Genomic DNA, 13,847 nt, shown 5'->3' with positions numbered 1-13,847 from the left:
TTTTATTTTAATCATTTTTAATATCTACTACTTCGTTCCCGAATAATTTAAGCGCAGTATCTACCACTGGATCTTTTGGCGCTGGCTGCTTTGGGTCACCTGAAGTTTCTTGTTCAGTTCGTTGTCCATCTTCACCTGCCGTTAGATGTTTCTGTGCTTTTTGACCATTCAAATATTCTTGTCTGATTTGCGGCCACTGTTCTTGCGGCATAAAGATCAAACGCGGAACATGACCGATCAGACGGTCAAGACCATTTTCTAATGTATCTTTTAACGGCTGATCCGTTTGCGCACGTTGACACAAAAAATCAAACTGAAAAGTAACGATTACTCCATCTGGACTGGCAGCAACTGGTGAACTCACATGCATCACTGCTCTTTGCGCAACGGTCAGCATGTTTAATAGATCGTCCCAGATTTCACGTAACTCATTGAGACTTGTTCTGGTTGCGTCACTTAGTACACCATATACTTGCTGAAGATCAACTTTGGCAGGCGCAGTAGTTTTTCGTACTTGTGTTTTATTGTAACTGGTCGTCTTGGGCCGACTTGAATTTGTCGCAGTCACTGATTGACCATTTGACTGATTTTGCAGTAATTGCTCGACTTGTTGTTGTAATTGCTTAACTTGGCGAGTCAAATTTTCTACTTTAATGGTGTCTTTAGGATCCAACTTTTCCCCAGCTGCTTGTGGTGTCTTGGGAGAAATCGTTGTTTGTCTAGTCGCTAATTTGACTGTCAAAACTTCCAAATAAATCGAAGCGTGGGAGGTGAACCGCATATTTTCTTGCTGTTCATTTAAAAGGTCGATCATTTGATAAATTTCTTCTGGCTTGATTTTCTGCGAAAAATTTCGAAAATCATCATTAACAACATTGAGCTCGTCATTTTCAACCTTTTCCGGCATCTGCTGATACAATAGCAGATCACGACAAAAGCTGATCAAATCTTCAATAAAACGCGCGGCATCTTTACCATCATTTAAAATTTGATGTAAGATCTCTAGTGCTTTTGCCGTATCCTTTTGCGTGACTTGCTCCAAATATTGCAGTAATTCATCATTTTGAACACTACCTGTAACCATCAACGCATTATCCAATGTGACCTCATCATTTCCAAAGGAAATAACTTGATCTAGAATGCTTAACGCATCCCGCATCCCGCCTTCTGCAGCTTTAGCAATTAATTTTAATGCAGCCGGTTCACATTTGAGCTGTTTTTGAGATACGATATATTGCATCCGTTGCAAGATCGTGTCTGGTTGGATCCGCCGAAAATCAAAACGCTGTGTTCTTGAAATGATCGTGGCCGGAATTTTATGAGGTTCTGTTGTTGCTAAAATAAAAACAACATTTTCCGGCGGTTCTTCCAACGTTTTTAACAATGCGTTAAACGCACCTGTTGAAAGCATATGCACTTCATCAATAATATATATTTTATAATCACATTCGGTCGGGGCGTACTTGACCTTGTCACGAATATCACGAATCTCTTCTACCCCGTTATTTGAAGCAGCATCGATCTCGATCACATCATTTTGTCTGCCAGCAGTGATCGATGTACAAGTATCACATTCATTACAAGGCTCACCATCTTTTTGAAAATGGCAATTGATCGCTTTTGAAAAAATCTTGGCAGCAGAGGTCTTGCCTGTTCCCCGTGGCCCGGTAAATAAATATGCATGAGACGTTTGCTTAGTCATTAAAGCATTTTTAAGAGTTTTAGTAACTAATTCTTGTCCAACAAGATCATCAAACTTTTGCGGACGCCAAGCACGATACAAAGCTTGGTAACTCATTTCCGTCTCCTCCTTAATAATTACTGTGTTACAAAAAAAGAACCTATCGATCTAAAGAAACCTCTTCTCACAACACTGATGGACTACACATTTACGTCGTCACACTGCTTAAATAATCAATTTAGTTAAAAGAATATATGACGACTTTAAGTTACTTCATTAACTTTTATAAAAAAAATCCCCGATCTCAAAAGAAGACCGGGGTTCAATATCATAAAAACTTAAGGCACATGCCGAACCGAACTTAGTGCTGCTTCCTTCCGGACCTGACACGCTTCGTAAGGACAACATTGCCCCAAGGCCTTGCGGCACCTACTATAATACATGAAATTACCCCAAAATGCTAGTCTTTTTCTTGTTTTTCTCTAATTTTCGTAAAAAATTCATTCAATAATTGACTACATTTAACTTGACATAACCCCTTTTCTACCTTGACTTGATGATTAAAACGCGGTTCAGTTAACAAGTTCATTAATGTGCCGGCACAACCCGCCTTAAGATCTGCACAACCATAATAGACAGCCTTGATCCTAGCATTAACTATTGCTCCAGCACACATTGGACACGGTTCAAGCGTGACAAATAAAGTCGCATCTTGTAAACGCCAATCTCCCATTGCTTGATCAGCTTGTTTGATAGCGAAAATTTCTGCATGCGCGGTTGAATCATGACTGCATTCACGCAAATTATGCCCTCGACCAATAATTTTTCCACCAGCTACGATCACACAACCGATCGGGACTTCCCCCAGACGTGCAGCTTTTTCGGCCTCTATCAGGGCCTCATTCATAAAGAGATCCAATTGCTGTTGTGAGTATTCTTCCATCTTAATTTTTCACACTTTTTAAAATAAAGTATCCTTTTCTTTTTAAAAGCACTTCACAATTGCCGAAGACTTCTTCCATCTTAACTTGTGCAGACGGAGCGCCCTGTTTCTTTTGAATGACCGCAATCAAAGATCCCCCGGTCATCAAGTGATCTTTTGCTCCAGCAAGGATAGAGTGTACGATTTTTTTGCCTGCGCGTATCGGCGGATTTGTAATAACCGCAGCATACTGTGTTTCTACTACATCCATATAGACATCCGAACTATAAATGTTAACATTTTTGATTTGATTTTCAGCGGCATTTTTTCTCGCTAAGTCAAGCGCCCTTTCGTTGACATCCACCATATCCACTTGTCGTTTCGGATAATGATAAGCAATAGCTAAACCAATTGGACCATAACCACAACCAACATCTATTATCTTACCTGCAGGAAATTCTGCTTCTTCAAGTGCATCTAACAATGTCCGTGAACCAAAATCAACTGTGTTCTTAGAAAAAACACCACTATCTGTATTAAAATTAAAATCATGTCCATATAGGGAAAATGTCCAAGATTTCTCAGCGTGCTTCGCGCTTGGGTCTTTTGTGTAATAATGATCTGCCAAAATTTTTCCTCTTTTTCTTAATTAGGATCCATTAAATTTGTCTGTTTTTTTATATCCACTCCCTATCTTAAATGAAGATCAATAGACTATCAAATACTTTATTTGGCCTTCTCAAAATTATTTAGAGCAGTTTTTTTTAAAAATTTTTTCCTGCCACAACACCATATATCGACAAGTTTTGCAAAACTTTACACTATATCTGGTGTTTTTTATTTGAAATCGGCAAATATTGTTGTATACTTAGTCAAGTAAATTAATCTAGGAGGTCCTCGAAATGAGCTTAGAACTTTATACTAAAAACAACTGCATTCAATGCAAAATGACAAAGAAATTTTTAACGGAACATAATATCAGTTTTGGAGAAAAAAACATCACTGAAACTCCCGAATATATCGACTATTTAAAAAACAAAGGCTTTCGCAGTGTACCTGTTTTAGAAGATGGCAATCAACCGATCATCAACGGCTTTCGTCCAGATCTCTTGAAAAAGCTGATTGCACAATGAAAATAGTTTATTTTAGCGTAACTGGACAAACAAAAAGATTTGTCAAAAAGCTTTCATTAAAGGACACATATGAGATCGATCCGATCGATCCCGAAATCGAAGTTGGTGAACCCTTTGTCCTGATCGTACCAACGTACGAAAAAGACATTACTGAGCCGGTCACCGACTTTTTATATTATGGGAGCAATCAGGAACAATTACAGGGGGTTGCTGGAACTGGCAATCGTAATTTCGCACAATTGTTTGTTTTCACAGCTAAAGATATCTCAAAAGAATTCAACGTTCCCCTGCTATATACTTTTGAATTTAACGGTACTACAAAAGATGTTACAAATTTCGAGAAAGCGGTGAAGAAAATTGAGTCTTAAATTACTAGATAGCAATAATGTTAGTTATTATGACCTCAACAATCAGGTCAACATCCCTTTGAATGATAAGATTCAATTAAATAAAGATAAAGATGCGTTAGCTGCATTTTTAAAAGAAAACGTTGAACCCAACATGGTCAAATTCACTTCGTTGCAAGAAAAATTCAAGTATTTGATCGCTAATGATTATTTGGAAGAAGAGTTTGTTTCTAAATACAAGATGTCGTTTATAGAAAAACTTTATCAACAACTTGAAAACGCACATTTTCACTTTAAAACATTCATGGCAGCCTATAAGTTCTATGCTCAGTATGCTTTAAGAACTAACGATAACGACGCATATCTGGAAAGTTACATAGATCGCGTTGCAGTTAACGCATTGTACTTTGCCGATGGAGATGAAGAACTTGCATTAGACTTGGCAGACGAAATGATTCACCAACGCTACCAACCAGCGACCCCCAGTTTCCTAAACGCGGGACGCAAACGGCGAGGAGAACTAGTATCTTGTTTCTTGCTCCAGTTGACCGATGATATGAATTCTATCGGGCGCGGTATCAACTCTGCTTTGCAATTGTCACGGATCGGCGGCGGTGTTGGAATCACTTTGAGCAACTTGCGTGGCGCTGGCGCCCCAATCAAGGGTATTGAGGGAGCCGCCTCAGGTGTTGTACCTGTTATGAAGTTGCTTGAAGATAGTTTTTCTTATTCCAACCAACTCGGGCAGCGTCAAGGCGCAGGTGTTGTTTACCTGAATGTTTTTCATCCTGATATTATTTCATTTCTCTCGGCTAAAAAGGAAAACGCGGATGAAAAAATCAGGGTCAAGACACTATCACTAGGCATCATCGTTCCTGATAAATTTTATGAGCTAGCTAAAAATAATGAAGACATGTACCTTTTTGATCCTTGGGGTGTTGAACGTGTGTACCACACACCTTTTTCTTATGTAGATATTACGAAAGAATATGACAATCTAGTTGCTGATCCGAATATCCCAAAGAAAAAAATCAAGGCTCGGGAACTGGAAGAAGAAATTTCTAAGTTACAACAAGAATCTGGCTACCCATATATCATCAACGTGGACACTGCAAACAAGGCCAACCCGATTGATGGCAAAATCATTATGAGCAATCTTTGTTCGGAAATCATGCAGGTCCAAAAGCCTTCAGTTGTGAATAACCGACAAGAATATGAACAGTTGGGAACCGACATTAGCTGCAATTTAGGATCCACGAATATCGCAAACTTAATGGACTCACCTAACTTTGGTCGTTCCGTCAAAGCAATGACTCGCGCATTAACATTTGTTACAGATAATTCTTCGATCGACGTTGTCCCTTCGATCCAACACGGCAACGATCAAGCGCACACTATTGGTTTAGGCGCCATGGGCTTGCATGGTTATCTGGCTAAAAACCATATCGAATACGGGTCAAAAGAAGCAATCGACTTCACCAATGTTTATTTCATGTTGTTAAATTATTGGACACTAAAAGCTTCTAACGAGATCGCAAAAGAACGACAAGAAACCTTTGCTGGTTTCTCTAAAAGTAAATACGCAAACGGTTCGTATTTTGATCAATATTTAGAAAAAAACTTTGGTCCAACAACTAAAAAAATTCAGGAATTATTTAAGGACAATTTTGTTCCAGGTCCTGCAGATTGGAAAGATCTCAAAGAAGCTGTTCAAAGGGATGGTCTCTACCACCAAAACCGGATGGCAGTGGCTCCAACCGGCTCGATCTCTTATATTAATGATACAACTGCCTCACTGCAGCCGATCATTAATCGAATCGAAGAACGACAAGAAAGAAAGATCGGTAAGATCTATTACCCAGCTCCTTATCTTTCAAACGATACGATCAATTACTACGCTTCGGCCTATGACATGGACATGCGCAAAGTGATCGATACCTATGCAGCAGCCCAAACTCATGTTGATCAGGGATTAAGTATGACTTTATTCGTACGTTCTACTTTACCAAAAGGAATGTATGAGTGGAAAGATCCTGAATCAGACAAATTGACAACACGAGACCTTTCAATCTTAAGAAATTATGCTCATGCAAAAGGAATTAAATCTATCTACTACATTCGCACGTTTACGGACGATAACGGCGTCATTGGTGCAAATGAATGTGAAAGTTGCTCAATTTAATTTGTCTTTCGCAAAGTGAGTAACTTGAGAAGAAAAGAGTGACTCAAATAAAAATATTTTTATTTTTAAGTTGAGTGCTCTTTATTTTAAGGAGTAAATGCAATGGATAATAATAATTACACAGCAATTAATTGGAATGTGTTGGAAGATCAGATTGACAAAGCAACCTGGGAAAAATTAACTGAACAATTTTGGTTAGACACGCGGATCCCCCTTTCCAACGACTTGGGTGATTGGCGTTCACTCTCAGAAAACGATAAAGATGTTGTTGACAAAGTTTTTGGTGGTTTAACTTTACTAGATACCTTACAATCACAAGATGGCATGTCTTCTTTAAAAAAAGATATTAGAACTCAACAAGAAGAAGCTGTTTTAAATAATATTGAATTTATGGAATCAGTCCATGCTAAAAGCTATTCTTCTATCTTTTCGACCTTAAACACGCCTAAAGAGATCGACGATATTTTTGAATGGACAAATCAAAACGAATTTTTGCAATATAAAGCACAAAAGATCAATGATATTTACCATAATGGGACCCCTCTCCAAAAAAGGGTCGCTTCTGTCTTTTTGGAAACTTTCTTATTCTATTCGGGCTTTTATACCCCACTGTATTGGTTGGGGCATAATAAACTACCCAATGTTGCTGAGATCATCAAATTGATCCTACGAGACGAATCAGTACACGGAACTTACATCGGTTATAAATTTCAACTTGGCTTTAATGAATTAACAGACAAAAAGCAAGAAGCTATGACCGGCTGGATGTATGATCTTCTCTATGATCTATATGAAAATGAAGAAAAATATACTCATCTTTTATATGACAAAGTGGGCTGGGCAGAAGACGTTTTAACGTTCTTACGTTACAACGCTAATAAAGCCTTGATGAATCTGGGAATGGATCCCCTTTTCCCAGACACTGCTGAAGATGTTAATCCGGTCGTTATGAACGGTATTTCTACTTCGACGTCTAACCATGACTTTTTCTCCCAAGTCGGTAATGGATATTTGCTAGGGAATGTCGAAACTATGAAAGACAGCGACTATGATTTTAAATTTTAATATTATTTCTGCTAGAAAACAGCTTGTTGACAGAAACGAGCTGTTTTTTTAGATACCGTTCACTTCAAACAAGAATAAGATCCGAGGGTATCCAAAAATTTCCATGTAAAAAATCAGCTAGGTTGGCTAACAACTTAACTGATCCTTCGTACTTGACTTTCAATTTTTAAATGCTTATTTTGCCAAATAAAACTCGAAACGCTCACCAACATACTGGGTCCGCACATACTCAAACGGCCGTCCATCGTTTAAACTAGTTGTCTGGCGTAAACGCAAAATAGCTGCACCTCTTTTGACTTCCAGATAATCAGCAATACGTTCAGGAGCAAGAGTTGCAGAAACAGTTTGCTCGGCGTGCCCGATCGTTAAACCGTGCTCTTCTAGCGTCCGATACAGGGAAGTAGAGATTTGCGACCTGGCGTAATCTTTAACGAGAGCATAAGGTAAAGTTGCCACTTCAAAACAGATCGGCAAATCATCCGCATACCTGATCCGCTCCATTCGTAAAACTTTCTCTCCATCAGCAAGTTCTAATCTCTCACTTTCAGAGATCGAAGGAGTGGTCACCAAATAAGAAATAGTTTTACTAGAAGCTTTTTTCCCTTGGGATTCAATGATTTCTGTAAAACTAGTGACCCCAGAAGACATTCTTTCCTGGACCTTCTGGCGCGCGACAAATGTTCCAGAGCCAACATGACGCTCTAAAATCCCTTCATCGACCAGTGTCTGAACAGCCTGACGCAAAGTCATACGGCTAACACCAAACTGTACAGCCAGCTCACGTTCAGCAGGGATACGATCCCCTATTTTCCATTTGCCAGATTGGATAGTCTGTTTAATTTTGTTATGAATCTGGATATATATTGGCGAACCCACTTGGCAACCCTACTCCCTCTATAATTTTATCTTTTAATAACAGTGATTATTTTTTAAAAAGGCGTCCAAAACTATATGTTTCCTGCAAATGTAAGTCTGCATCAAAGACATTCAAATCAGCATCCTTACCAACTTGCAAACCGCCCTTAGAAGTCAAACCAAATTCTTTAGCTTGGTTAACAGAAGACATCTTAACTGCTTCTTCAATACCGCAGACGGTAAACTTCATAATATTAACAAAGGCATCTTGATATTGCAAAACTGACCCAGCCAAATTACCAGCTTCCAGGCGAGCCTGTTTGTCTTTAACGATCACTTTTTGACCGCCAAGTTCAGAGATACCCTCAGGCATTCCTTTAGCTCTCATTGAATCAGTAACGAGTTCTAACTTATCTGGCCCCTTTAGTTCATACGCTAATTTGATCATATCTGGAACAACATGAAAACCATCAGCAATCATCTCACAATAAATATTATCTTCTAGCAAAGCATGCCCTGTAACACCAGGCTCACGATGTTTAAATTCGCGTTGGGCATTGTATAAATGAGTAACATGGCTTGCTTTTGATTTCTTCATTTGTGCTCTTGTAGCGTTACTATGACCGGCAGAAGGAACAATATTATGGGCCAAACAATAATCTTCAAATTCTGCTGTCCCTTGATGTTCAGGTGCATACGTGATCATCTTGATATGACCCCCGGCTAGTTCATTCCAATGTGCTAATAATTTTGCATCAGGATCTTTAATATATTCAGGTGGTTGTGCCCCCTTGAAATCCATGGCAACGAATGGTCCTTCCAGATGAGCCCCTAAAATAACTGGATTGACCTTCATGGCGTCATTAACAGCGACCATTGCTTTGTCGATGTTTTCATTTGACTGAGTCATAGTCGTGGCAAAATAGCCTGTGATACCCTCATATACCATGTCTGTGACCATTTCATCAAGTTGAGCAGCATCACCATCCATCGCATCAAAACTATAACCACCATGACTATGAACATCAATAAAGCCGGGAACTACGATCTGACCTTCAAGATCAACGATCTCACTATCACCGGCTTTTGGACTAAATTCAGCCATTGGACCAACATCTTCAATTTTATTGGAAAAACGAAGATAACCATCATTTATTTTTTCTTCACCTGTATAAATTACTGCGTGTTTAAGTACTTTACTCATCTTTACACCTCATTTGGATTCAATACTTCTATCATAATCGGTATATACCAAAAAAGCAAGTCTCCTTGTCCAACCAGTTCCATTTAAGGTCTGATCATTCTTTGTCTTTAGCGATCGTCGCATCAATTCCTTCAATAACTGCTCTGGTAAAACCGGCTTCTTCCATGGCTAACAAACCAGCAATTGTCGTTCCACCCGGAGAGCAGACATCATCCATCAGGTTCCGTGGGGCCTTTTCACTCTGCAAAACATTGGCGGCACTGCCCATTACTGCTTGCGCCGCAATTTTGACTGCAGCATTTTTGGTTAAACCATACTTAACTCCTGCATTAGCCATCGAATCAATATAATAATAAACAAAGGCTGGAGAACTACCTGCTAAAGCAACAAAAGTACTAAAATACTGTTCATCTAAAGAAATAGTTTGCCCCAAATCGCTTAACAACGACTGAGCTTGTTGAAGATGAGCAGAACTTAAAGAACCATTGCCGACCAATGCAGTGATTCCCTGATTTATCGCTACATTAACATTTAGCATGATCCGTAAGATCTCGACATTTTTAGTCCCAATAAATTGTTCTAACTCTGCGAGGCTAACACCGCTTAACATCGATACTACGACTGGATGAGCGGTTATGATCGTCTTTTTAATATCCGATAGTACTTCCCCAGCCATTAAAGGTTTGACTGCTAAAAATAAAAGATCAGCTTGCTGAGCAACTTCATTGTTATTAGCACAAGCTGTTAATCCCCACTTTTGTGCATACTGCTCATAATTTGCAGGATGAGCGCTGTGAATCAAAATATCACTGGCAGGCACATTTTCCGCTGCTAAAATACCTTCAATAATTGCTTTAGCCATACTTCCAACACCGATAAAACCTATTTTCATAAATTTGCTCTCCTAACCTTTGGTTGCTGACATAAATATGCAAGATGTTTCGACTCTTATTTAAATTATAACAAAAGAATGAAACTTTAAAACACAAAAAATCTCCCAAATCAATGAATTCAAAGATTTGGGAGATAAGACTGTTCGATCATATAATTGGGATAGCTGGATTCGAACCAGCGAATCACGGGATCAAAACCCGATGCCTTACCGCTTGGCTATACCCCAATAATGGTGGAAGGGAGTGGATTCGAACCACCGAACCCGAAGGAGCGGATTTACAGTCCGCCGCGTTTAGCCAGACTTCGCTACCCTTCCAAAAGATATGTCTCAAACATCCGACTTAATTATGATAACCTCTTTGGACCTAAAATGCAACATTTATTTTAAATAAAATATAAAAAATTATAAATCCACTTAAAAAAGCTTTATGTCACCATCATCGATCAATGATAATATAAAGCCTTTTGGCTACTTAACACCAGCCATGAATTTTTCGATTTTAGGAACAAAGAATAATAGGACGAAGCCAAAAATAACAGTAATGCCACCGATCAAACCGAAATACATCATCTCATTAGACGGCGTAAAGAAACGAACGATTTGAGCATTGATGGCCTGTGCGGCTGCGTCACCTAAGAACCACATACTCATCATTTGTGACTGAAAGGCCTTAGGGGCAAGTTTAGTCGTAACAGATAGACCAATTGGTGAGATCAACATTTCACCGATAATAACAAGTGCCCAACTAGCGATCAACCACCATGGACTGACTCTTGTATCAGTACCATGGATAAACAACGGGATCATCATCCATAAAAATGATGCACCAGAGAAAAATAGACCATAAGAAAATTTCTTACCTGATGAAGGCTGTTTCTTACCAAGTTTATTCCACAACATTGAAAAGAACGGTGTGTATAACATAATAAACAAAGGATTAGCACTCTGGAACCAACTAGCGGGGAAATTAAAACCAGCAATCGATAATCTTGTCTGATCTTCAGCAAACAAAGCAAGAACAACCGAACCTTGTTCTTCAATTGACCAGAATAAAATCGAAGCAATGAATAATGGCACATAAGCCCAGACACGAGAACGTTCAACTTTATTGACCTTACCGCTAGTCAACATATTGATGAAGTAAACAACAGGTATTAAAACGGCACAGATACTTAAAATGTTGATAACGTTATTAACATTGAACATCTTGAATAAGGCCATGATCACAAAAATCAAAATAATTGCGACAACACCGATTGATACCTTCTTAATCAAAGCTTTTGTTTCTTCAGGCTGAATTGGATCAGAAGCATACAGACTATCTTTAGGAAGATATTTCTTACCATCAATAGTATATTGAACTAAACCAAAGAACATTCCGATCGCAGCAAGAGAAAATCCAAGATGGAAGTTAACGCTTTGACCCATCCAACCAACAATATAAGGAGCAATAAAGGCACCCATATTAATTCCGAAAACAAAAATACTAAAACCAGAGTCACGACGCGTGTCCTCTTCAGAATACAAACCGCCGACCATTTCGGAAACATTTGGCTTTAATAAACCAGTCCCAATAACTATCAAGGCAATTGAAATATATAACGCAGCACTGCCAAATGGAGTTGACAAAACAATATGACCAAACATGATCAAGATGCCACCAATAAAGACAGTCCGACGTGGTCCCCATAAACGATCACTAATAAACCCGCCAAGAACACTAGAAAGATAAACTAGTGAACCATAGATCGACATGATCGATGCTGCAGTAGGCTTGTCAAAACCAAGCCCTCCCTTACTAACAGCAAAATACATATAATACAGCAAAATGGCACGCATACCATAGTAACTGAATCTTTCCCACATTTCAGTAAAGAACAGCGTAGATAACCCACGTGGGTGCCCAAGAAATGATGGTTCTTTACTACCACTCATTAGATATGATTCCTCCATATTTTTACCCTGAAAGGGCTTTTTATTCATTTAAATAAATTAAATAACGATAACTATTATAAAATTCAAAGATTTATGCGTCAATGACACTCACTGATTATTAATAAATCCGGTGGCAGTTTATCATTTTTAGTTAACTTTATTTTTATTTTTTTATAATAATTATCAACATTTAGCCATTTTTTCTTTATTCGAATAATATTTTTTTAATTGAGCTCGTTGTTCTTATTGCGACTTTCTAGTGTTCATTAGTATATCTAAGAAAGTTTTTAAACTATTTTACTTATTTTTTACTGCGTAAGTTTACTTTTTCATTAGAACCCTGACAACAGACTCCCTTTTCTTACCTTCATCATAGTAAATCTTGATTCTAAGATCACATAATTGTGATCTTAGAAAATTTTCTTGCACAGTAAATAACATTAATGGCTATGAGCGGCTATGTTGTACGGCATTCGTAAGCATTTGCATACAACAAAGGATGACATATAAGAAACAAGCAAAAAGATGATCCATGTTAACTAAAATAACAAAATAAAGTAATCATTCTTAATTTTCACTTGTTTGTGTTCGAATGCAAATGACTCGGAAAACTAAAATGGTCATGATAGAAATCTCTAAAATAAACTCTATTACATTCATAATAGAGCCACATTCATTAGAAAAATTAAAAAATGGCAAATACTGTCAGCTCTAATCCAAAGATCTCTTCAAGATAAAAGATATTTTCCCTGCAAAACTCAGATTTCCACCTCATATTTTCCGATAGCCAAAACTTGATTTGGTCCCATATAATATCTTTTTTCTAAAAATAAAAAGCAATTCAGAAAATCTTATTTGAACAGATATTGATTCAGTGATCACTGGGGCATTCTGACACTCTCTGCATAATTATTTCACTAAAGCATGCTTTCGCCTGGTACCAAATTAAAATTCTAAACCAAACTATCATATTAAAACGCTTAGAGAGATTTTAAAAGAATGCAGTACAGGTACATTTGCTGCAACTAGCAAATGTTTGGACACAGTATGGCAAAACAACATCCAAACCTCATTGAGGGTATAAAGCTAAATCTGATACCTATCTTGAATAGCTTACTTTGAGATGGGATCAAGATACAAACAATTACCCACGATCCTCAAAATAAGAATTGTGGGTAATTGTTTTTTAATGTTAACATATCAATGTTTATCTTCGTTAAATTATGCCGGCTGCAGGAGTCGAACCTGTGACCCTCGGTTTACGATACCGATGCTCTACCAACTGAGCTAAGCCGGCAAAATAAAATCCAGCTAAGTGACCCGTACGGGATTTGAACCCATGTTATCGCCGTGAAAGGGCGGTGTCTTAACCACTTGACCAACGGGTCAAAACAGTGTTGTACACCATTAATAAAACTCCGGCAGGCGGACTCGAACCGTCGACACCCTGATTAACAGTCAGATGCTCTACCAACTGAGCTATGCCGGAATAACAAAAACAAAGCGCGGCAGCTACCTACCCTCACAGGGGGCGATCCCCCAACTACTCTTGGCGTGACGAAGCTTAACTGCTGTGTTCGGCATGGGAACAGGTGTAGCCTTCGTGCTATCGCCACCGCACTTGTGTT

Annotated in this window: 11 protein-coding genes, 5 tRNA genes, 1 rRNA gene and 1 other RNA gene; 4 read left to right on the top strand and 14 right to left on the bottom strand. The window is 38.4% G+C overall.

Going from position 1 to position 13,847, the window contains the following annotated elements; all coding sequences use genetic code 11:
• Positions 1-7: 7 nt before the first annotated feature.
• The 4 genes from dnaX to BQ5903_RS03930 all read right to left on the bottom strand — a co-directional run bounded on the left by dnaX (position 8) and on the right by BQ5903_RS03930 (position 3,231).
• Positions 8-1,798 (bottom strand): DNA polymerase III subunit gamma/tau, encoded by a 1,791-nt coding sequence (gene dnaX / locus BQ5903_RS03945; RefSeq protein WP_010497856.1) that lies wholly within the window; start codon positions 1,796-1,798, stop codon positions 8-10.
• A 210-nt stretch (positions 1,799-2,008) separates the two neighbouring features.
• Positions 2,009-2,106, bottom strand: an RNA gene (ffs, locus tag BQ5903_RS03940) — signal recognition particle sRNA small type.
• A 35-nt stretch (positions 2,107-2,141) separates the two neighbouring features.
• Positions 2,142-2,624: a tRNA adenosine(34) deaminase TadA gene (gene tadA / locus BQ5903_RS03935; RefSeq protein WP_010497854.1), complete on the bottom strand. Its 483-nt coding sequence runs from the start codon at positions 2,622-2,624 to the stop codon at positions 2,142-2,144.
• A 1-nt stretch (position 2,625) separates the two neighbouring features.
• Positions 2,626-3,231: a class I SAM-dependent methyltransferase gene (locus BQ5903_RS03930; RefSeq protein ID WP_010497853.1), complete on the bottom strand. Its 606-nt coding sequence runs from the start codon at positions 3,229-3,231 to the stop codon at positions 2,626-2,628.
• A 274-nt stretch (positions 3,232-3,505) separates the two neighbouring features.
• Here BQ5903_RS03930 and nrdH point away from each other — a divergent pair, with 274 nt between their 5' ends.
• The 4 genes from nrdH (at position 3,506) to nrdF (ending at position 7,330) form a co-directional block, all read left to right on the top strand.
• On the top strand, positions 3,506-3,736 hold the full coding sequence (gene nrdH / locus BQ5903_RS03925) for a glutaredoxin-like protein NrdH (protein WP_010497851.1): 231 nt from the start codon (positions 3,506-3,508) through the stop codon (positions 3,734-3,736).
• The gene (gene nrdI, locus BQ5903_RS03920) at positions 3,733-4,104 is read left to right on the top strand and encodes a class Ib ribonucleoside-diphosphate reductase assembly flavoprotein NrdI (RefSeq protein ID WP_010497849.1); all 372 of its coding nucleotides are present in this window, start codon (positions 3,733-3,735) and stop codon (positions 4,102-4,104) included. Before nrdH ends, nrdI begins: the two co-directional genes overlap by 4 nt.
• Positions 4,094-6,265 (top strand): class 1b ribonucleoside-diphosphate reductase subunit alpha, encoded by a 2,172-nt coding sequence (gene nrdE, locus BQ5903_RS03915; RefSeq protein WP_079578902.1) that lies wholly within the window; start codon positions 4,094-4,096, stop codon positions 6,263-6,265. The genes nrdI and nrdE overlap by 11 nt, the downstream gene beginning before the upstream one ends.
• A 102-nt stretch (positions 6,266-6,367) precedes the next feature.
• Complete coding sequence (gene nrdF, locus BQ5903_RS03910) at positions 6,368-7,330, top strand: class 1b ribonucleoside-diphosphate reductase subunit beta (RefSeq protein ID WP_010497836.1); 963 nt, start codon at positions 6,368-6,370, stop codon at positions 7,328-7,330.
• A gap of 174 nt (positions 7,331-7,504) precedes the next feature.
• Here the strand turns inward: nrdF and BQ5903_RS03905 are convergent, their stop codons facing one another.
• The 10 genes from BQ5903_RS03905 to rrf all read right to left on the bottom strand — a co-directional run bounded on the left by BQ5903_RS03905 (position 7,505) and on the right by rrf (position 13,839).
• The gene (locus BQ5903_RS03905) at positions 7,505-8,206 is read right to left on the bottom strand and encodes a GntR family transcriptional regulator (protein WP_010497835.1); all 702 of its coding nucleotides are present in this window, start codon (positions 8,204-8,206) and stop codon (positions 7,505-7,507) included.
• 46 nt (positions 8,207-8,252) lie between these two features.
• Positions 8,253-9,389, bottom strand: coding sequence for an N-acetylglucosamine-6-phosphate deacetylase (gene nagA / locus BQ5903_RS03900; RefSeq protein WP_056988088.1), 1,137 nt, complete (start codon positions 9,387-9,389; stop codon positions 8,253-8,255).
• A 94-nt stretch (positions 9,390-9,483) separates the two neighbouring features.
• Positions 9,484-10,281 carry a pyrroline-5-carboxylate reductase gene (gene proC / locus BQ5903_RS03895; RefSeq protein ID WP_079578900.1) on the bottom strand — a complete coding sequence of 266 codons (798 nt, stop codon included), beginning with the start codon at positions 10,279-10,281 and terminating at the stop codon, positions 9,484-9,486.
• Positions 10,282-10,437: 156 nt separating this feature from the next.
• Positions 10,438-10,509 (bottom strand) — tRNA-Gln (locus BQ5903_RS03890).
• 4 nt (positions 10,510-10,513) lie between these two features.
• Positions 10,514-10,599: transfer RNA gene (locus tag BQ5903_RS03885), tRNA-Tyr, on the bottom strand.
• Positions 10,600-10,752: 153 nt separating this feature from the next.
• Entirely contained in the window at positions 10,753-12,219 is a 1,467-nt protein-coding gene (locus BQ5903_RS03880; RefSeq protein WP_010497832.1) for a peptide MFS transporter, read from the bottom strand.
• 1,224 nt (positions 12,220-13,443) lie between these two features.
• Positions 13,444-13,516: transfer RNA gene (locus BQ5903_RS03875), tRNA-Thr, on the bottom strand.
• 19 nt (positions 13,517-13,535) lie between these two features.
• Positions 13,536-13,607 (bottom strand) — tRNA-Glu (locus BQ5903_RS03870).
• Positions 13,608-13,635: 28 nt separating this feature from the next.
• A tRNA-Asn gene (locus tag BQ5903_RS03865) sits at positions 13,636-13,708 on the bottom strand.
• A gap of 14 nt (positions 13,709-13,722) precedes the next feature.
• Positions 13,723-13,839 (bottom strand): 5S ribosomal RNA (gene rrf, locus BQ5903_RS03860).
• Positions 13,840-13,847 lie beyond the last annotated feature (8 nt).

The organism is Ligilactobacillus acidipiscis, from assembly GCF_900116935.1.
Classification (GTDB): domain Bacteria; phylum Bacillota; class Bacilli; order Lactobacillales; family Lactobacillaceae; genus Ligilactobacillus; species Ligilactobacillus acidipiscis.
The sequence above is the reverse complement of the archived record's forward strand: the minus strand, read 5'-3'. Positions and strand labels throughout refer to the sequence as shown.